Raw genomic sequence first — 20001 nt, forward strand, 5'->3', positions numbered from 1 at the left:
ATCTTTAACATCACCACGCTAAAGATAATGAGCACTAAAAACAAGGCTTTTTTAAAATTCATCTTCTCACCTTCAAAAACTACGCCAACCACGACTGCTCCGATCGCTCCGATGCCAGTCCAGATCGCATACGCCACCGACATAGCTATAGTTTGCATCGCGTAGCTAAGCAGCGTTAGAGAAAGGGCGAAATTTCCAAGCAAAAGGATAAAATTTGCCCACTTTTTTACGCCTGTGCTTTTTGAAAATTTCGTGATAAAAAAGACGCCAGAGACCTCGCAACATCCAGCTAGTAAAAGCGCTAAAAAGTGGATCATTCTTTTATGCCTTTTAATCCAAGCACTCCTAAAATGAGCGTAGCTATGAAAAACAGCCTAATGAAATTTGGCATGATCCCGCTTGCTACGTAGTCGCTAACGATCTCGGCTATAACGATAAAAACCGTTCCAAAGCCCACAAATACAGCATAAGATATGCTTACGGGCAGATACTTTAAAGCCTTCATAAACGAGACAAAACTTATGCTTACTAGCAATGTCGTAAGCAAAAACTCACTTAAATTTGAAGCGTGCTTTAGCCCATACGCCCAGCCGCACTCAGCCACCGCACCTAAAAATATCCACAAAAATCCTCTATTTGACATAAATTTACTTCATGCCTTTTATGGTATCAACGATCTCTTTTACATTTGCGCCAATCGCCTTATTTTCAAGGCTATCATCGTTATTTTGTCCAACTATCCCCTTTAAATTTCCAAAGACTCCAGGGTTAAACCTTAGCTCGCTAGAGCCATAATGCCTTAAAACTTCGCCATTTCTAACGACTTCTACCTCGTAAGTAAGGTAGATATTACCCATCCTATCGCTCTTAGCAAAGGTCGCTTCGCCTATAAATTCTCTGCGGTGAGTTATCTTTATCTTTAGCTCGTCGCTTGAATTTTGATCAAGCAAATTTTCTTTTGTAAGCGCCTCTATGATTTGCTTATTGTACTTTTTCTCGACCATTTTTGGGCTTTGGTATAAAAATTTTGTCGGCTCGTGACGCTGCACATGAGTGTAGCTAATGCTCTCAAATTTATACTTGCCAGCAAGTGGCACCTTTGGCTGAGATGAGCCACAACCTACTAAAAATAACACCCCAAAAAGTAGCGCTAAAATCCTTTTCATCCTTCTATCCTTTGTTTAAAAATTTAAAATTTCCTCTATCTTTAGCGTATCACTGACGACCTTTTCAAGCTCGTCTAAATTTAGCATATTTGGTCCGTCACAAAGCGCTTCGCAAGGATTTATGTGCGTCTCATAGAAAAATCCATCCACCCCAACGCTAGCTGCCGCTCTTGCAAGATAAGGGACAAATCTAGCGTCGCCACCGCTCTTTTCGCCAAGTGCGCTTGGCATCTGCACGCTGTGGGTAGCGTCAAAAATGACTGGCGCAAATTCTCTCATCATCACCAAATTTCTCATATCAACGACTAAATTTCCATATCCAAAGGTGCTTCCACGCTCCGTTAGCCAGACGCCATTTGCCTTTGCGACATCGTATCCGTCGCCGCTCACACCTCTTGTCTCAAGCACCTTTTTAACAGAGTGTTTCATAGCAGACGCCGCTAAAAACTGCCCTTTTTTGATATTTACGACTGCTTTTGTCTTAGCAGCCGCTACTAGCAGGTCAGTTTGGCGGCACAAAAATGCAGGGATCTGCAGCACATCAGCCACTTCGCCAACTGGCTGAGCTTGATAGCTCTCGTGGATATCGGTTAAAATTTTAAAGCCAAATTCTTTTTTTACATCAGCCAAAATTTCGCAGCCTTTTTCAAGCCCAGGGCCACGAAATGAGCTAATGCTCGTGCGATTTGCCTTGTCAAAGCTCGACTTAAAGTAAAAATCAAGCTTTGGATTTTCATTAAATTTAACTAGCCTTTTTGCCACTTCAAAAACAAGCTCCTTGCTCTCTATCACGCAAGGTCCAGCGATTAATATCATTTTTTCTCCTTTATTTTTCTTTAACAACTAAAATTCCACTCACCACGACAAGCACGATACCTGCGAGCGCTAGGTGATTTGGCAACGCATCGCCCATAAAATAGCCAATTATAAGCGTAAAAATGACGTCTGCGTAGCTAACCGCAGCGATCACACCAGCTTTTTTGCCAACCGCAAAGGCCTTTGTCATAAACGCCTGAAAATAGTAGCCACTAAGCCCCATTAGCAAGATAAAAACGACGTTGTGCCAGCTTGGCATAGTAAATTTAGAAAATAAAAAATCAAGCGGCTCGTAGGTAAAAAACTCCGCAAGCCCCATACAAATAAGCGGCAAAAACGAGCCCCAAAGCATAAAACTTAGCACGATGATATTTGTGCCGTAGCTCTTGTTTAGCTCCTTGACACTTGTGTAGGCAATAGCCGCTCCAAGGCCGCTCCAAATGCCGATGATGTCAGTTTTATTGATACCTAAATTTGGCTGGATAACAAGCAAAATTCCACCAAATCCTAAAAAGACAGCAAACCAGCCAAGCGAGCTTAGACGCTCCTTAAAAACAATAGCTGCGAGAATGGCTGTAAATATCGGGTTTGTCTTTTGAAAGGTAAAGGCTGTGGCTAAATTTACGTGTGCGACGTTATAAAAAAATGCAAAAAGCGCCACCGTACCCACAAAACCACGAAACATCAGCAAGAAAAAGTGCCCGCCAGTTTGTTTAAATGGAAATTTATAGATGGCGTAGATTACGATGAAAAGTCCGATCAAATTTCTAAAAAATACAACCTCTATAGAAGGCATATCTTTGCTCAGATACTTTGCAAATGCGCCAGTCACGGCAAACATAAAGCAAGCAAAGAGCATATAAAAAATGCCAAGATGTGAAATATAAAACCTTTTTAACATCGCAAAACCTCTAAATTTAAAGCACTCATTTTAATAAAAAATGGCTTAAATTTTGGTTGATTTTTTCTTTTATTTCGGCGCTTTTAAGCGTAATTTTATACTTTATATAAGAGAAAAATTTGTATAATCAGCCATCATAAAAAGGACAAAATTTGCAAAAAGTAATATTAGTAGGCAAGCCAAATGTCGGCAAAAGCTCACTTTTTAACCGCTTAGCAAGAAGACGCATCGCCATAACAAGCGACGTTAGCGGCACCACAAGAGATACAAACAAAGCCAAGATCGAAGTTGAGGGCAAAGAGTGTATATTAATCGACAGCGGCGGGCTTGATGATAGCAGCGAGCTTTTTAAAAACGTAAAAGCAAAGACCTTGGCAGAGGCTAAAAACTCAGACGTCATCCTCTACATGGTCGATGGCAAAATGATGCCAGATGACGATGATAGAGCTATTTTTTACGAGCTTAGCAAGCTAAATTTACCAATCGCTCTAGTCATAAATAAAATCGACAGCAAAAAAGACGAGCAAAGAGAGTGGGAATTTGTAAGTTTTGGTGCGAAAAATTCATTTGGCATTTCAGTAAGCCACAACACAGGAGTTGATGAGCTTAGCATCTGGCTAGCAAAACACTTAGAAGATAAGGTGCAGATAAAGGCCGATTTGAACGATGATTTTGATGATTTTTTAGAAAACTACAACGACGAGGGCGAGCTAAGCGACGAGATAGACTACGAGAGCAAAAATATTAGGGTTGGCATCATAGGACGCGTAAATGTCGGCAAAAGCTCACTTCTAAACGCCCTTGTAAAAGAGAGCCGCGCCGTTGTTAGCGACGTCGCAGGCACTACGATCGACCCAGTCAATGAAATTTACGAGCATAATGGCAGGGTTTTTGAGTTTGTCGATACTGCTGGTATCAGAAAGCGTGGCAAGATCGAGGGTATCGAGAGATACGCACTAAATAGAACTGAGAAAATTTTAGAAGAGACGGATGTGGCGCTACTAGTGCTAGATAGCTCTGAGCCGCTAACCGAGCTAGACGAGCGTATCGCTGGTATTGCCTCAAAATTTGAGCTTGGCGTCATCATCGTGCTAAACAAATGGGACAAAAGCAGCGAGGAATTTGACGAGCTTTGCAAAGAAATAAAAGATAGGTTTAAATTTCTCTCATACGCGCCGATCATCAGCGTTTCGGCACTTGGTGGCAAAAGAGTGCATAAAATTTACCCGCTCATAGTTGAAATTTACAAAAACTACACCCAAAAAATTCAAACATCAAAGCTAAACGAAGTGATCGCTGAAGCGACCAAAGCGCACCCACTGCCACGCGACAAAGGCAGGGTCGTGAAAATTTACTACGCAGTGCAGTTTAAGACAGCACCTATCATGATAGCGCTCATAATGAACCGCCCAAAATGCCTGCACTTTAGCTACAAACGCTACCTAACGAACAAGCTTAGAGAGAGCTTTAACCTAACTGGCGTGCCTATCGTGCTGATCCCTAAAAAACGTGGAGAGAGTGATGAAGACAAAGAACAATAATATCGTTTTAATAGGGTTTATGGGCGTTGGCAAGGGCACGACTGCAAGGGCGCTAAGCAAGGCGCTAAAGACTATGAATCTTGACTGCGACGACCTGCTGGAAAGCTCTCAAAATATGAAGATAAAAACCATATTTGAAGAGTACGGAGAGGAGCATTTTAGGCAGCTAGAAAAAGACCTTGCTAAATTTCTAGCGACAAATGTCAAAAATAGCATAATATCGACAGGTGGGGGCTTTGCGAAAGTTAAAAATTTAAAGAAAATTGGCACTATAATCTATCTAAAAGCAAGCTTTGAAGCGATAATGCAAAGGCTGAAAAACAGCAAAAATAGCGAGAAAAAGCTCGCCAAACGCCCACTTTTAAGCGACCTAAAAAAGGCTGAGGCGCTACATCTGGAGCGTGAGGAGCTTTATGAGAAAAAGGCTGATTATATCATCGAAGTGGAGGGCAAGACCCCAAAGCAGATCGTAAAAGAGATAAGGATGCTTTTAAAAATTTAAATTTAGTTGCAAAGTGGCGAGAGCTGCTTGCAACTAAATTTCAAGATCAGGCTAGATGGATGTCTAGTGTGGTGTTGGAATTTGTGATGTTTGAGCTAGATTTAGCATTTTGTAGTGAGAAATTTTGGCGAAGTTTTGAGATAAATTTTTGCTTCTCTTTGTTTAGAGCGCTAAAGCGACAAATGTCGTGCAGTCAAATTTTAATCAAGACTAGGTATTTAGTCTGCCATGCTAAATTTTAAGATCAAGTTGGATACGGTAAAAGTCTGACGTGATGTTGAAATTTAACAAAGCATTTCAGCAAAGTATCGTGAGATGATTTTGAGAGTTGTGAGGAAATTTTAAGCCAAGGCTAGACACTTAGTCTGCCGAAAGCTTAAAATTTCAAAACTCTATCAAAAGCACTCACGAGAAAAAGCCAAAATTTGAAAGGATAAGATGAGAGTATTAACCGGCCTCCAACCAAGCGGAAAGCTGCATTTAGGCAACTATTTTGCCTCGATAAAGCAGATGGTTGATATGCAAGAAAAAAACGAGATGTTTATGTTTATAGCAAACTACCACGCGATGACCAGTCTTAGCGAAGCAAAGGCGTTAAAGCAAAACACCTTTGACGCTGCGTGTGCCTTTTTGGCGCTTGGGATCGACCCGAACAAGAGCATTTTCTGGGTGCAAAGTGACATTAAAGAGGTGCTTGAGCTTTACTGGGTGCTAAGCCAGCACACGCCTATGGGCCTACTTGAGCGCGCGCACAGCTACAAAGACAAGGTCGCAAAGGGCCTTAGCTCGCACCACGGACTCTTTAGCTATCCAGTTTTGATGGCAGCTGATATCTTGCTTTATAACGCGCAGGTCGTGCCTGTGGGCAAGGACCAGATCCAGCACGTAGAGATCGCGCGTGATATTGCGATCAAATTTAACAACGAACATGGCGAGATATTCACTCTGCCCGAGGCAAAGATCGATGAAAATGTCGCTACCGTGCCTGGCACAAACGGCGAAAAGATGAGTAAAAGCTACGGCAACACGATCGATATCTTCGCAGACGCCAAGACGCTTAAAAAGCAAATTTCTAGCATCGTAACTGATGGCACACCGCTTGAAGAGCCAAAGCAGTGGCAAAACTGCAACGTCTATAATATCGCAAAGCTATTTTTAGACGAGAGCGGACAGCGCGACTTGCAGGCAAGATATGAGCGTGGCGGCGAGGGGCATGGACACTTTAAAGCCTATCTAAACGAGCTTGTTTGGGACTATTTTAAAGAGGCAAGAGAGAAATTTGAGCACTATCAAAATAATCCTGACGAGGTGGCTAAAATTTTAGATCTAGGCGCTAAAAAAGCTCAAAATGTAGCTCACGAAACGATAAAAAAAGTGCGTGAAGCAGTTGGAATTTACAGATAAGGAAAAAAATGCAAAATTTATACCCATACGCGCAGATAATCCACCTTTTTTGTGCAATCATATTTGTTGGTTATCTATTTTTTGATGTGATCATATTAAGAGCGGCGAGCAAAAAGCTGCCACCAGAGCTTGCGCAAAAGGCAAAGCAAGCCATCGGCTCGGTAGCTATTAGGATCATGCCTATTTGTCTGCTACTTTTAGTTTTAACTGGTGGCATGATGATGAGTAGCTTAGTCGGTAGCAAGGCTGGAGGTTACTTTGAGACAAAATTGCAGATATTTTTAATGATCAAATTTTGCTTAGCGATGGTGATAGTGGCTGCGGTGATAGTAAATTTAAGCTGCAAATTTATATTTAAGCGCCCTAGCCCACTTGGCAACATCCACCCTATCGCACTTACGCTTGCGGTGATAATCGTTTTGCTTGCAAAAGTTATGTTTATGGTTTAAGGAGAGGATAATGATAAATTTAAAACTACTTGAGACAAACTACGATGAATTCGTAAAAAAACTAGAGGGCAAAAACGTTAAAGCTAGCTTGCTAGACGAGCTTTTGCAAACTTTTAACGAGCTAAAACAAAAGCGCAAAGAGCTTGAAAATTTCCAAGCTATCCAAAACGCAAAAAGTAAAGAGCTTGGCGTAAAAGCAAGAGCTGGTGAAGACGTGAGCGAGCTAAAAAATGAGCTAAATTTAAACAAAGCTGCCCTTGCTGATGCTGATGAGATCGTTAAACAATATGAAGAAAAACTTGAGCAAATTTCATTTAGCGTGCCAAATATCACTGACGATGATGTGCCATTTGGCAAAGATGAGGACGATAACGTCTGCATAAAAACGGTGCTTGAACCTACTAAATTTGACTTTAAGCCAAAGGAGCACTGGGAGCTAGGTGAGAGCCTTGGCTGGCTTGACTTTGAAAGAGGCGCAAAGCTCTCAGGATCTCGCTTTACCGTGCTTCGCGGCATGGGAGCAAGGCTTAGTAGAGCGCTTGTTAATTACATGATCGACTTTAACAGCGCGCGTGGCTTTGAGCTTGTAAATGTCCCTTATCTAGTAAGCTCAAACACGCTTTTTGGCACCGGTCAGCTGCCTAAATTTGAAGAGGATCTTTATAAGGTGCGCGACGAAGACCTCTATCTCATCCCAACTAGCGAAGTGCCTGTGACAAATTTATACAATGACACCATTATTGAAGCCAGCGAGCTGCCTATAAAGATGACTTGCTACTCGGCATGCTTTCGCCAAGAGGCAGGTTCAGCAGGACGTGACACGAGAGGCATGATCCGTCAGCACCAGTTTGAAAAGGTCGAGCTTGTAAGCATCACAAAACCTGATCAAAGCGAGGGCGTGCTTGCTGAGATGATATCTTGCGCGAGCGACCTACTAACTAGCCTTGGGCTGCCTCACCGCCACATGCTACTTTGCAGCGGCGATCTAGGCTTTAGTGCAGCAAAGACGGTCGATCTTGAGGTTTGGCTACCAGGTCAGGGCAAATACCGCGAGATAAGCTCTATCTCTAACACTCGTGATTTTCAAGCAAGAAGAGCGAAAATTCGCTTTAAAGATGGCAAGAAAAATATGCTTGTAAATACCCTAAATGGCTCAAGCTTGGCAGTTGGCAGGACCCTAATAGCGATAATGGAAAACTACCAAAAGGCTGATGGCACTATCGAAATTCCAGAAGTTCTTAAAAGGTATATGTAGTGGCTGATGACGAGGTTGTAGTTCTAAAACCACCTGGCGAGCAAGCAGAGCAAGCGCCTGAGGAGGCAAAAACCGAGGCACCTGAAGAGATCGTCTCGCTTGAGAGCATCGCAAGTGATGGCGTGCTGCAAGATGAGAGCATCCCAGAGCCAATACCAGTAAAAAAGAGCAAGAAAAAACTCTTTATCATCATCGGTTCGGCTGTTTTGGTGCTTGTCATCTTGATCGCTGTTTTGCTAATTGTTTTGCTAAAAAAAGATAAAAAAGAGGAGATAGACACTACAGCTATCGTAAAAAATATAGAAAACAACTACCAAACGCAAAATTTTGGCGCTTCAAAGATCGATGAGATGATAAACAAGGCAAACCAGCTTTATGAGCGCGGCAATAAATTTGAAGCGTTAAAAATTTATGAAAACATAGCTGTTTATAACCAGTCACTTTCAAACTACAACCTAGGCGTTTCGCAGATGAAACAAGAAAAATGCGACGAGGCGATCATCTCGTTTAACAAGGCGATAACTGACCGAGAAAATACCGCAGTGAGCGCCATAAACGCCGCTGTTTGCTCACTTGAGCTAAATAACACCAAAAATTTCAACTACTACATAGGGCTTGCAGACTCCTTTTTGCAGTATGAAAACAGCTCGCCACTTTACAGCTACTACTATGCACTGGTTAATTATTACAAGGGTAATTACTACGAGGCATTGCAAGCTCTCTCTCACCCTAGCACAGATGACTACAAGGGTGAGTATGCCTACTTGAGCGCCAAAATTTTATCGCTTCTTGGAGATGACGAGAGAGCCATAGCTAAGCTTGAAGGGCAAAAGGCGTTTAAGGCTGACTTTACGCTAGCGCAGCTTTATGCAAGGCTTGGCAAATACGACAAGGCAAGAGACCATCTAACAAAGGCTTCTAAAAATACGCCAAATATCGACCTTATCAAGATGACTGAGGCGCTAATCGATCTAAAGACTGCTGATTATGGCGACGCAGCGGCATTTATCAAAGATGTTTATGACTACAACGCCTCGATGCCAAGTAAAATTTACAAGATAAAGACCATACTAAAGCCAGATCTCTTTGACGTCAGCCTAGCTCAGGCGCACTTTAGTGACGATATGTTTTTTGATAGAACAAGGCGCTACGAGACGCTATTTTACTTTGCGCCTTACAAGGTCTTTGACGCAAAACAGAGCATCGAGCAGATAAGAAAGGGCGGAGTTAGCGTCTTTTTAGATGACACCTCAGCGGCAAATGACTACCTTAGCCAAAGTGCCGCCGCCTCAAAGGTCAATGCAAAACTTAGTGAAGCCATCGCAAAGGCACTTAACTACCGATTAAAAGAGGCAAACAAGGACTTTGAAGAGCTAGCCAAAGCCTATCCAAACCACTCGATCTTGCAGTATAACCTAGCTCTAAGCTACGCTCAGCTTGGGAATTTTAGCCTTGCAGCAAAGCACTTTATAGCAAGCTATCATCAAGATGTAAATAACCATCTTTCAGGCATCTTTGGCGCGATCTGTATGGATATAAATAGAAATTTAAACCCAAAACTTGTTGAAGAGATCGGCGAAAATTTAGAAAACGACAAAAGCCTAAAGCCTGTAAATTTATATGCCTCACTTTTAAGCCTAGTTAGTGGCAACCAAAGCGCGATGATAAGGTGGCTTGAAGAGCCAAAAGAGCCTACGACGCTAAATTTAGCCTTTGATATCATCACCGCTAAAATTTCAAACAACGATGAGCTAATGTCAAAAAAAGCTGATGAGCTCATGAAAATCTTGCCAAACGACATCATCGCAAATATCTTAAATTTCATCTCCAAAAACAAAGATCAAAACATCAAAGAGTACGCAAAAGCGATACAAATTTACTTTAACGATAAAAATCTCGACTCAAATGCCTTTTATCACGGCGCTGACATCATAAAAAAGCAATACATCAAACTACTTCAGATCTCAGGCCTGCTAACAAGGGAGCGCGATAAGCTAAGAGCCCAGCTAAAGAGCGCGCCAAAAAATATAAATTTGATCCAAACTCTAGCCTATGTGGATATCTTTACAAATGACTTTGACGAGAGTTTTAAGCTTTATAATGAGGCTATAGACGAGTTTAAGATAAATGACGCTGGAACGCTCTTTTTAGCAAGTGTGGCTGCGACTGGAGCGAACAAAATAACAAATGCGATCGCACTTTTGGAGCTAACAAAGCTAAATGATCCAAGCGCTGTTGAAAACAGAGCCGCTCTTGGCTTTATGTATCAGCAAATCGATAACATAAAAGCAGCACTTATACAATACAGCAAAGTAGGAAACGTAGGATATAACAACGAATTTTATGATTTTATGATAGATAACTAAAGAAATTTAAAGCTAGGAGCTTGAATTTGGTCTGCCTAGCTTTAGATAAAAACGGCTCTAAATTTAAATATTAGTAACCTCAAGCCTTATATGATCTGAGACTTCACTAAATTTATAAAGCAAATCACCGCATTTATACTCTATGCATCTTTCATTGATCTCATCTTTTTTATCTTTTTTAGACAAGATTTTCTTCATAACGTCAGGAAGCTCTCTTTGCAAAAGCAGTTTATAAGACATCCCCATGCCGTGAGTTAGAGACTTTATAAATTTGCCATCAACCTCGCTCTCATCTTTTATCATATGAAGCGTCGCGTCAAATTTAAGTTTTTTAAGAGCCTCATAAAGCTCGGTTTTATCCTTTGCTGGAGCTAGATCATCATTCACACAATGATATCCAATATAAAACGTCTTTCTAAATTTACTCTGTACCTTTAAATGTTTTGGATTTAAGATATTTCTTATCTCTTCTCTAGATTCATTAAAATAATATGGTGAAGTTTTATCTAGTGTCCAATAGGTTTTATCAAAAAGATAGAGGCAAATATCTTGATAAAAACCATCAGTCGCGCAACAAAAAAATTTAGTAAAATCAATCTCTTTTCCAAAGCCAATAAGACGCCATAAAAATATAGCATAAGAGCTATTATCTATCACAGCATCTACTAGCCACGGAGCAATTTTAGCTGACAAATTTGCAAGGTAGCCACCATGTGAACTTCCTACCAAAATAACAGGAATTTGACTAAATTTTCCAGCGCATAAATTATGCTTAGTATAAAGAATAGCATTTAATATATCAGTAGCTTGCATAATGCCAAAATTTTGGTATTCATCTTTTGTTGGATACATTGTGCAACTCAAATTTAGCTTATAACTTGCAGGCAAAATATTTGCCTTTTTTCTAAGAGTGATCTCCTCACTAAGACTTTCAAATAAAAAACATGTTTTTTTATAACTATCGACCGCCTTTATGTCTATTGGTAATGTTATACCAATTTTGGCTAACTCATCTATTAATATCGCACGGTCCAAATCATCTAACAAACATTGAGCTCCAAGCTGTGGGCGGTTGCCTATGCAGTGATAATCCACACTAATGCATGCCACATCATAGTGCTCTGCCATGGTTCGCATGAGATGGGTTCTATATCCAGAGTCAGAGTCTGCTCCAAGACCAGGAATGATGACTAAAAGAGCTTTTGCCTCCTTGACATCGTCATAACAGGCATAAAAGGATAGAGAAGAGTCTCTTTTTATACCAAGCTCCACATCATCACAAGATAAAATTTCGTAGCTTCCATCAACTAGCATCTTAACTCCTTTTAAATTTTGCTAAATTTCTCTACCTTTGTGAGACGTTATAAAAAAAGCTAACGATCTGTTTTGCTAGGCGCTCTTTGAAAAATGGCCAGATATAGCTTGGCGAATAGACATTGCCAGCTTGCATGAGCGAGATATTTGTCGCTTTCTCGCCGCCATCTTTTGGGCGCACTAGCACGCTTACTTGCATGTAGTAAGCATAGCTGTTTGTGCTAAAGTCATCATCGTCATCATAGTCAAATGGGAAAAACATCGAGTAGCCAAAGCCAAAACTTGGTCTGCCAAAGCCATATCCCATGCCCATTGAAAATCTAGGATCTCTTTTGGTTGTCCTAGAAAAGCTTTGCACGTCGCCAAGGATGATGAAGTCGGCATTTTTGATATTTGGCTCATTTCTAAAGCCAGCCTTTGCAAATTCGCTTAAAATTTCAGCATTTACATCTTGTCCGGTCGCGCTATTTTTAAAATTTACATAGACGCTTTTGTTTGCTTCACCAAGTGTAAAAAAGATCGGATCGCTCGTTTTTACCGAGATATTTGGCGTACTGCTAGCACATCCGACAAAAAATAACGCCAGGACAAATAAAAATAAATTTCTCATCTTCACTCCTATAAGAGCGATCTTATAGCACCTTCAAGCACACTTTTTGGTGTAAGACCGATAAATTTTGATCGCATCTTACCATCTTTATCAAAAAAATAGATAACTGGCACGCCCATAACGCCACCAACTGCCTTACTGAAATAATCCACCGAAACCTTATCGCTTGTGGTTTTAAAAGTGATGTTGTGCTCTTTTAAAAGCTCGATATCTTTATCAAAGCCCTTGCTAGGTCCTAAAATGCCAATAAACTGAACCTCTTTGCCATACTCTTTTTCAAGTGCGTTTAGATCAGGGATCGCAGCCTTGCACACTCCGCAGTCAGTGCCAAAGAAAAAGAGCATATATGGCTTGTCACCTATCTTTAGGCGCTTTTCGGTTGGGAAAAACTGCGTGTCGATGCCGCTTGAGTCATTTAGTGTGATGTGGTGCTTCTCATACTGCTTGACGCAGCCCAAAACTAGGGCTGAGACTAGACATAAGAGTAAAATTTTATATCGCATTTGGTACCTTTGGATTTTCGATAGTGCGAATTTTCTCTAGTTTGCCATGTCTTAGATAGACGATCTTATCACCATACTCGCCTAGATCTGGATTGTGAGTGACTAGAAGTATCGTCTTACCCTCTTTTCTTAGCTTGCAAAATAGATCAAGTATGATCCTCTCATTTGCCTCATCAAGGTTACCAGTTGGCTCATCTGCTATTAAAATTTCAGGGTCATTTATGAGCGAGCGCGCGATACAAAGGCGTTGTTGCTCGCCACCACTTAGCTGACTTGGTCTGTGCGTTAGCCTGTGAGAAAGTCCTACTGCCTCAAGGGCTTTTTTAGCATCCTCTTCATCGACTGAGCTATGATAATACTGCGCTATCATCACGTTTTCAAGCGCGCTAAGATATGGCACGAGATGAAACTGCTGAAAGACAAGTCCGATTTTTTCACGTCTAAATTTAAGTGTATCATCGGCATTTAGATTGCTCGCATCATCGCCACCAAGCATATATACGCCGCTACTTGGAGTATCCATTAGAGAAAGGATATTTACAAGTGTGCTCTTACCGCTACCGCTTGGTCCCATGACGCTGACCCACTCGCCCTTTTTAACCTCAAAACTTATATCATCAAGTGCTTTTACATCGCCAAAAATTTTACAAATATTTTTAAGTTCTAGTGCATTTTGCATATCATTCTCCTCTTAGTGTATCTGCCATTTTGTTATTAAGTGCCCGCTTAATCGGGTAAAACGCTGCGATCGCTGCAAAAAGAAGTGATATGACCACAGCTACTGGGATGCTTAGAATTCTAAAATCAATACTAGAATCAAATATCGCATAACCTAAAATTTGAGCTAGTAGATAACCTAAAAACGCTCCAACTAACGCTGAGATGAGCGCCGTCACAAATGTTTCAAAGCCAAATAGTCTTAGCACGTCTTTTTTGCTTGCGCCTATGGCTCTAAGAAGCGCGATCTCACGTGATCGAGAGAGCAAGATAGCACTAAGCGTTGTATTTACGCACATTGAAGTGATAAGCAAGATGACAAGGCTCACAAGAGCCATTAAAAGCTTGATCTTCTCTAAGATGTAGCCTTCAGATTTTGAGACCTTTGCCACTGGTTTTGCGACTATTTCGTCGTTGCTAATAGTCTTTGCAAGCGATGTTATCTCGTCAAAATTTCCAAGTACAACAGCTTCAGCATAGTTTATCTTGCCAGCTTTGTTTGAAATTTTCTGAGCCAAAGATAGCGACGTGATCAAAAGAGCGTCTTCTTTGTCGCCACTTGCCACTACGCCTTTTATCTTTACATTTATGCTCTCATTTGAGCCAATGGCACGAATTTCTATATCATCGCCTGCTTTAAAGCCAGCTTGACGAGCTAGATCGACGCCTATTAGAACGTTTTTATCGTCAAAATCGACATTTATCATAGTTCCATCTCTAACATCCAAAAACGGCTTAACCTTTTTTAGATTGCTAAATTTTGTCCCCATGATGATGGCGTTTGTTGGGCCGATATTTGCCTGAGCAAAGAGATAACCGCTCTCGCCGAGAAGCTTATCTTTTGGCACCTTAGCGATCATTTCATTATATGTTTTTTCACTCATATCATCACTTGTCGCCATATCTTTTGGAGCAAAGATCATATTTGCACCATAAGTTTTTAACTCGCGTGAGACCTTTGAGTCGATATCTAGATAGACATTGACAAATGCCGCACACACGCACGCTCCAAGCAAGATCGAGACCACGATGACCATAACCCTTGATGAGCCATTTTTTAGGCTTTTGTAGATCAGGTTGTAAAAGAATTTGCTATTTGCGGTCATATAGCACCTCCGCAGGTAGTAAATTTATGACGTTTCTCATTGGCATTAGCGAGCCAACGACTGAGATGAGCAAGGCAAATGCCACGCTTATTGGCAGCACGATCCATGCTATGCCTATGCCGTGAGAGAAGATGATGTAAGACATCACGTAGCTTAGCGCGTATCCTAAAAATGCTCCAGTGATGCCTGCAAAAAAGGCAACCACAAGGCTCTCGCTAGCAAAAAGAGCGTAAATTTCAAAGTTACTTGCGCCTATGGCTTTTAAAAGACCGATCTCTTTTTTGCGGCGGTAAATTTCACTTGTCATTAGCGATGTTATGCCGATGGCTGAGACCACAAGAGCGATGATACTAACGATGCCCATTAGGCTTTGAATTTTCTTTACGATATTACTCTCAGCGTCGCTTACTTGAAGGCTTGCTTTTGCGCTAACATTTGGTAAATTTTCTTCTATCTGAAATGCGATCGAGCCTGCATAGGCTGAGCAGTACCATTTATCGTACTCTGCGCTATCAAGGTTGTCTAAATTTCTTCTTGCTTTTAGCGATAGATCGTTTTCTGGGATCGTCATGGCTGAGACCTCAGCTTTTGTGTATGAGCCAGCGTGACCTGAGAGATCGCCAGCAAGTTTGAGCGAGCCTATTAGCTTATGTGCCTCGTCGCTTGCCCCTTTTAAGATGCCAACCACGCTAACCTCTTTTGTGCCGTTTTTGCCCACAAGGCTAAGCTTGTCGCCAACTTTTAAATTTTTAGCCTTTGCAAGCTCATCTCCTACTAAAATTTCATCCATGCTCTCATCTTTTGGCCAAGCGCCCTCAACACCCCAAAATCCATACAAACTCTTAACGCCTGTGCTAAATTCTGGCTCATCTTTTAGTCCGATATTTTTATCAAAATATGTCCCCTCAAAGCTAAACTCATCGCCCTTAGCGTCTTTTACCTTTGTCTCTAAAAACGGAGCAAAAGCGACGATGTTATTTCGCCAAAAGATCTCTTTTATCTTGTAGATATCAGCTTCTGGGAGTAAATTTTGTGATTTTAGTGGGGTGAAATTTTTACCCTCGATCTCGATGCTTAGGCTCTCACCGCGTGGTAAAACGACGATATTTGAGCCATATCCTCTAAGCTCGCTTGCCACTTGATCGCCGATTTTTAGCGTGATATTTAGCATGCAAGCTATCAAAAGAGCAGCTAGTAAGATGGTGATAAACGCCATCGTCTTTTGCACCTTTGAGCCAGTGATCGAGCTTTTTATCATTCTTAGTTGCATATTTTTCATTTTAACGTTCCATTTGTTTCTACATATTTTTCTGGATTTGCTTCAAATTTCGCCTGAGTTTCGTTGCTCTCAAAGAAATATGTGCGTCCGTAGTATAAATATGATCTTGAATCAAGATTGCTCACCTTTTTGCGGCTTACTGGGTCAAGCACCATCTTTTCGACGACCTTGCTAAAGTAGTTTGCCCCTGCGACGATCGTTTTGTAATCAACTATGATATTTTTACCATCAAAGGTAAATGCCATAGGGATCGGGTTACAACCACCCTCTTTACCAACTGACGGCAAGAAAATTCTGACGTTACAAGAGATGCAGATAAGGTCGTTTCCTTTCTTGATATAGCCCATGTCGCCGCAGATCATACACGAGTCAAAGACGATGACTGGAGATGGGCGGTCGCTAAAGCGGTTTAGCAAGAAAAATCTTATCTGCTTACCCTCATCTGTGATGTAGGCAAATCTGTGAAGTTCATTATCTTTTAACATATCAACATCAAATATAAATTTATCTCCCACTGGCTCAACCAAGAGTGGCTCTGAAATTTGAGGTGGGCGAGATGCGTAAAGATCAAAATAAAGTGAAAATCCAAGCGCTATTAAAACGCTGCAAAATGCAAATTTTGCATTGTCAAAGACATTTTCTCTAATGGCTTTTGTAAAGCGGTATTTGATAGAGCCAAACGTGCTCTTATCGATACTCTTTGGCACAAAGCAAAGCGCGATGATGCATAAAAGAAGGATCACTGCTATGTAAAAATAGGCACTAAATTCTGTGACGTAGATGCCTTTTGCGCTGATAGATAAAATTTGAGAATTTAGCTCGCTACTTATCTTTAAAGCGCCTGCACGTAAAAGTTCGAGTGCAGTTTGTGAGCTTCTATCAACTAGCAAAAATACTAATGTGATAAGAGCTAAAATTTTAGCTACTGATGATGGTATGCTTGCTTTTAAATTTGAAATGAAGAAAAATAAAAATAGTATCAAGATCATCGCAAAGATCATCAAAAAGAAGCTAATGACTGAAAGTGTGTCAAGCAGCTCGCCGCCAAAAAGTGGGAACAATGCGCTACTTGAGCTATAGCCAAAGCCAAAGCCGATGCCTAAAATAAAAAACGTTACGATTTTTGCTATCTTAAGCTCGAAAAATATCCATAAAATGCTAATTAGTAAAAAAACCAGTGTCACAGAATCTATGAAAATTTTAAACTGGTCATCAACAAGCGCATGACGAGCAGCTTTAAAGATAAGCACACCAGCAACAACGCCAAGAAATGACGGTAAAAAGATCGTTTTTAAACTTTTGCCATTGTTATTTAAGGCAGCAAAAAGCGTAAATCCAAGGAGGGCTAAAAAGACCTGATAGAAGTATATTGACATAACAAAACCCTATGAGAATTTTTAAAAAGGGGCGAGAACGCCCCAAAGCGATTATTTAACAGGACCACCTGTCCATTGAAATTTATAAGTTGTTGTGAAAGGCTCAAACCATTTACCAACACCAGTCTCTTTATCAGCGTGGCGACCAAAGCCTTGTTTTTCTGGATTGTCGATGTGGAATTTAAGCTCATAGTTACCAACACCTGTATCCATTTTTACGTTAGCGCCGTAGTGTGGGCCATCGCTTGCAACCATTGGCATAAATGTACCTTTTTTAGTTTTACCATTATCAAGGTTTTTTAGCTCATAGTTGATCTTTAGATATGGGATCCACTCGCCTTCGCCAAAGCCGTTTTTGTTGCCTTTTATAGCGTGGATGTCAGCCTCTAAGTGAAGGTCAGCCAAGCTTGGAGCTAGATCAACGCCTTTTGGCTCCATGTCGATTGGCTCAAGATAAACAGCAGCTATCTCCATGCCATTAGCCTCTACAGGCTCGCCAATTGGGTGCTCTCCAGCAAGTGCAAAACCAGCTGCTAGGCTAAGTGCTAGAGCTGAACTAAGAATTTTATTCATATCCTCTCCTTTAAATAAGATTAGTTTTTATTTTGTTTTGATTTCATGATAACGATGCCTATAATTAGGGCAAGCACCATAATGATTTGAGGTATTAAACTCTCGTAATATGGCATAAGTCCTAGCCAGTCTCTCATCCAGTCAGGAAAATTTAGTCCTTTTATGATAGTTGGGATGAAAATTTTGCCCTCAACTAGCTCGCCAACACCCTTGCCAACAAAGACGATCGACATGTAAAAGATGATCGCTGATGTAAATATAAAAAATGGCTTAATAGGAATTTTAATAGCGAAAATTTTAAATAAGAAATAGACTATTAAAAGAACGATAAGACCTACAACAAAGCCAGCTGCGATCATTGAGTAGCCAGCTGAGTCTTTTGCGTCAAAGATAAGCGCTTGATAAAATAGCACTGTCTCAGCGCCCTCTCTAAATACCGCTAAAAATACAGTCCACCAAAGCATCGTGCTTGAGCCACTTGAGATAGACTCAGATAAGTGAGATTTGATATAGTCGTTCCATTTTTTAGCACCAGCATTTGAAAGAAGCCAGAAGCCAACATAAAATAGAAGTCCCACTGCAACAAGCATCGTGATGCCTTCCATAAGCTCTCTTTTTTGACCTGCTGCCTCGCCAAAGATGATGTTCATTATCCAAGCCATGACAAAGCTTAAGATGACAGCCACGCCAACTGAGCTATATACGACCTTGCCCATAGATTTTGCATTGCCAGTTTTTACAAGATATGCAACGACGGCTGCAACGATGATAAGAGCTTCAAAGCCCTCTCTTAAGATGATAGTTAGTGCCCAGATAAATAGCGTCCAAGGTGAGCTTGAACCGCTAGTTTTCTCAAGTGCGGCTGCTAGCTGAGATGACATCTTGCTTGCACTCTCTTCAAGTGTTTTTTCGTCTGCGCCTGATTTCATAAGGGCTACAAGGTTACCAAATGTAGCTTCGATAGCTGTTTTTAAATTTACATCTATCGCACCTACTTTGTTCTCCATGCCGCTACCTTCAAACTCATCAAAGTAGATGTCTTGGATATCGCCCATAGCTTTAGCGCTATTGCCACCTTTGTAAAGCGCGATGGCTGCTTGAATTTTGTCATTTATGTTTTTAACAGTTTGAGTGTAGTCTGTGCCGCTATCTTCGCTGCTATCGCTAGATACTGCACTACTCATATCAACTTTTGCTAGTTTTACTGTTTCAGCTGGGAGTTTTGCAACGGCATCATAAGCTAGTTTTTTGATCTCTTCTAGCTTTGTTTTAAAATCATCTTTTGTTATGCCGTTAGCGATGCCACTGATCGCTTCACCCATCTTTCTTTGGATATCAGCATCTATGCTTTTGCCATTTTCTATATATTGACGAACGGCGATTTCAAGTTGAGTGTTTCTATAATCATTAAATTTAGCATCTTGGATAGAATTTTTAGCATCATCTTGTTTATCGCCCTCGTAGCTTGCTATAGCTTTATCAAGAGTTGCTGATAAATTTTCAAATGCCACCTTCCACTCAGGGATAAATTTAGAAGTGTCATAGCCACTTGCAGCAGCTTGTGCTGGGGTGTCTGAATACTCACCAACTAGCTTATGTCCATTTAAGATAACTGGCAAAACTTCAGCGATTTCGCTATTTATCTGATCTATTCTTTTTTGCACGTCATCTGGTGCTTCGCCAGCTTTTATCGCCTTTCTGATCTCGCCAAACTGCTTCTCCATTGAGTAAGCTTTTTTCTGACCTAAATTTATTCTGATGCCAGCTTCGACATCTTCAAACAGACCAAAATAAGCATTTTGAGTATCGCTAACTGCTTGCTCGACATTGCCAGCTCTATACTCTGTTATTACTTTTTGTAATGACTCTTTTATCTGAGCTGCGACTTGTGTGTAGTCGTCATTTTTTGCCACAAGCCAGATAGGCAGTAGCATGATAAGCATAAATTTAAAAAATTTATTCATTAGTTAAACCACCTGTGAGATTATTTTAAAGTGAAATATTACCAATGCTTTACTTTGATTAAAATAAAAACGATTATCATAAAATAATGTAAATTTAAAGTATAAATAATATTTTTTACAATCTAATAATCAACTTTACGTAAATTTAGGGCTTTAGAG

Annotated in this window: 20 protein-coding genes; 6 read left to right on the forward strand and 14 right to left on the reverse strand. The window is 40.7% G+C overall.

Annotated features, from left to right (window positions below; all coding sequences use genetic code 11):
- From CYP77_RS00005 to CYP77_RS00025, 5 genes are all read right to left on the reverse strand, one after another.
- The coding region (locus CYP77_RS00005; protein ID WP_103599648.1) for a DMT family transporter at nt 1-317 on the reverse strand (317 nt) is incomplete at its 3' end.
- Nucleotides 314-643 carry a DMT family transporter gene (locus CYP77_RS00010; protein ID WP_103558934.1) on the reverse strand — a complete coding sequence of 110 codons (330 nt, stop codon included), beginning with the start codon at nt 641-643 and terminating at the stop codon, nt 314-316. The genes CYP77_RS00010 and CYP77_RS00005, both read right to left, overlap by 4 nt.
- Nucleotides 644-647: 4 nt before the next feature.
- The gene (locus CYP77_RS00015) at nt 648-1166 is read right to left on the reverse strand and encodes a hypothetical protein (RefSeq protein ID WP_103566840.1); all 519 of its coding nucleotides are present in this window, start codon (nt 1164-1166) and stop codon (nt 648-650) included.
- Nucleotides 1167-1181: 15 nt separating this feature from the next.
- Nucleotides 1182-1982 (reverse strand): 3-deoxy-8-phosphooctulonate synthase, encoded by an 801-nt coding sequence (gene kdsA / locus CYP77_RS00020; protein ID WP_103566837.1) that lies wholly within the window; start codon nt 1980-1982, stop codon nt 1182-1184.
- A 10-nt stretch (nt 1983-1992) separates the two neighbouring features.
- Nucleotides 1993-2883: a DMT family transporter gene (locus tag CYP77_RS00025; protein ID WP_103566835.1), complete on the reverse strand. Its 891-nt coding sequence runs from the start codon at nt 2881-2883 to the stop codon at nt 1993-1995.
- A gap of 152 nt (nt 2884-3035) precedes the next feature.
- Between CYP77_RS00025 and der the strand changes: the two genes are divergently transcribed.
- The 6 genes from der to CYP77_RS00055 all read left to right on the forward strand — a co-directional run bounded on the left by der (nt 3036) and on the right by CYP77_RS00055 (nt 10400).
- Entirely contained in the window at nt 3036-4424 is a 1389-nt protein-coding gene (gene der, locus CYP77_RS00030; protein WP_103566832.1) for a ribosome biogenesis GTPase Der, read from the forward strand.
- On the forward strand, nt 4405-4926 hold the full coding sequence (locus CYP77_RS00035; RefSeq protein ID WP_103566829.1) for a shikimate kinase: 522 nt from the start codon (nt 4405-4407) through the stop codon (nt 4924-4926). The genes der and CYP77_RS00035 overlap by 20 nt, the downstream gene beginning before the upstream one ends.
- A 438-nt stretch (nt 4927-5364) precedes the next feature.
- Nucleotides 5365-6330, forward strand: coding sequence for a tryptophan--tRNA ligase (gene trpS, locus CYP77_RS00040; RefSeq protein WP_103566827.1), 966 nt, complete (start codon nt 5365-5367; stop codon nt 6328-6330).
- An 8-nt stretch (nt 6331-6338) separates the two neighbouring features.
- Nucleotides 6339-6779: a copper resistance protein CopD gene (locus CYP77_RS00045; protein WP_103566824.1), complete on the forward strand. Its 441-nt coding sequence runs from the start codon at nt 6339-6341 to the stop codon at nt 6777-6779.
- Between the two features lie 10 nt (nt 6780-6789).
- On the forward strand, nt 6790-8034 hold the full coding sequence (gene serS / locus CYP77_RS00050; RefSeq protein ID WP_103566822.1) for a serine--tRNA ligase: 1245 nt from the start codon (nt 6790-6792) through the stop codon (nt 8032-8034).
- Nucleotides 8034-10400 (forward strand): tetratricopeptide repeat protein, encoded by a 2367-nt coding sequence (locus CYP77_RS00055; RefSeq protein ID WP_103566820.1) that lies wholly within the window; start codon nt 8034-8036, stop codon nt 10398-10400. The genes serS and CYP77_RS00055 overlap by 1 nt, the downstream gene beginning before the upstream one ends.
- A gap of 63 nt (nt 10401-10463) precedes the next feature.
- On the opposite strand, the gene CYP77_RS00060 is transcribed toward CYP77_RS00055, so the two are convergent.
- Genes CYP77_RS00060 through CYP77_RS00100 form a run of 9 tightly spaced genes read right to left on the reverse strand, consistent with a single transcriptional unit; the run spans nt 10464 to nt 19842 of the window.
- The gene (locus CYP77_RS00060) at nt 10464-11714 is read right to left on the reverse strand and encodes a DUF2920 family protein (RefSeq protein ID WP_103566817.1); all 1251 of its coding nucleotides are present in this window, start codon (nt 11712-11714) and stop codon (nt 10464-10466) included.
- A 31-nt stretch (nt 11715-11745) separates the two neighbouring features.
- Nucleotides 11746-12324: a hypothetical protein gene (locus CYP77_RS00065; RefSeq protein WP_103566815.1), complete on the reverse strand. Its 579-nt coding sequence runs from the start codon at nt 12322-12324 to the stop codon at nt 11746-11748.
- Between the two features lie 8 nt (nt 12325-12332).
- Nucleotides 12333-12827, reverse strand: coding sequence for a TlpA family protein disulfide reductase (locus tag CYP77_RS00070; protein ID WP_021084538.1), 495 nt, complete (start codon nt 12825-12827; stop codon nt 12333-12335).
- On the reverse strand, nt 12817-13506 hold the full coding sequence (locus CYP77_RS00075) for an ABC transporter ATP-binding protein (protein WP_004317741.1): 690 nt from the start codon (nt 13504-13506) through the stop codon (nt 12817-12819). The genes CYP77_RS00070 and CYP77_RS00075 overlap by 11 nt, the downstream gene beginning before the upstream one ends.
- A gap of 1 nt (nt 13507) precedes the next feature.
- Entirely contained in the window at nt 13508-14650 is a 1143-nt protein-coding gene (locus CYP77_RS00080; RefSeq protein WP_103566813.1) for an ABC transporter permease, read from the reverse strand.
- Complete coding sequence (locus tag CYP77_RS00085; protein ID WP_009294899.1) at nt 14637-15929, reverse strand: ABC transporter permease; 1293 nt, start codon at nt 15927-15929, stop codon at nt 14637-14639. The genes CYP77_RS00080 and CYP77_RS00085 overlap by 14 nt, the downstream gene beginning before the upstream one ends.
- Entirely contained in the window at nt 15926-17305 is a 1380-nt protein-coding gene (locus CYP77_RS00090; protein ID WP_021092735.1) for a Fe-S-containing protein, read from the reverse strand. Before CYP77_RS00090 ends, CYP77_RS00085 begins: the two co-directional genes overlap by 4 nt.
- A gap of 51 nt (nt 17306-17356) precedes the next feature.
- Nucleotides 17357-17878: an iron transporter gene (locus CYP77_RS00095; RefSeq protein WP_004317727.1), complete on the reverse strand. Its 522-nt coding sequence runs from the start codon at nt 17876-17878 to the stop codon at nt 17357-17359.
- 20 nt (nt 17879-17898) lie between these two features.
- Nucleotides 17899-19842, reverse strand: a complete 1944-nt coding sequence (locus CYP77_RS00100; RefSeq protein ID WP_103566811.1) for an FTR1 family iron permease — start codon at nt 19840-19842, stop codon at nt 17899-17901.
- Between the last annotated feature and the right edge of the window lie 159 nt (nt 19843-20001).

It is taken from the genome of Campylobacter concisus (assembly GCF_002913865.1).
Taxonomy (GTDB): Bacteria; Campylobacterota; Campylobacteria; order Campylobacterales; family Campylobacteraceae; genus Campylobacter_A; species Campylobacter_A concisus_AM.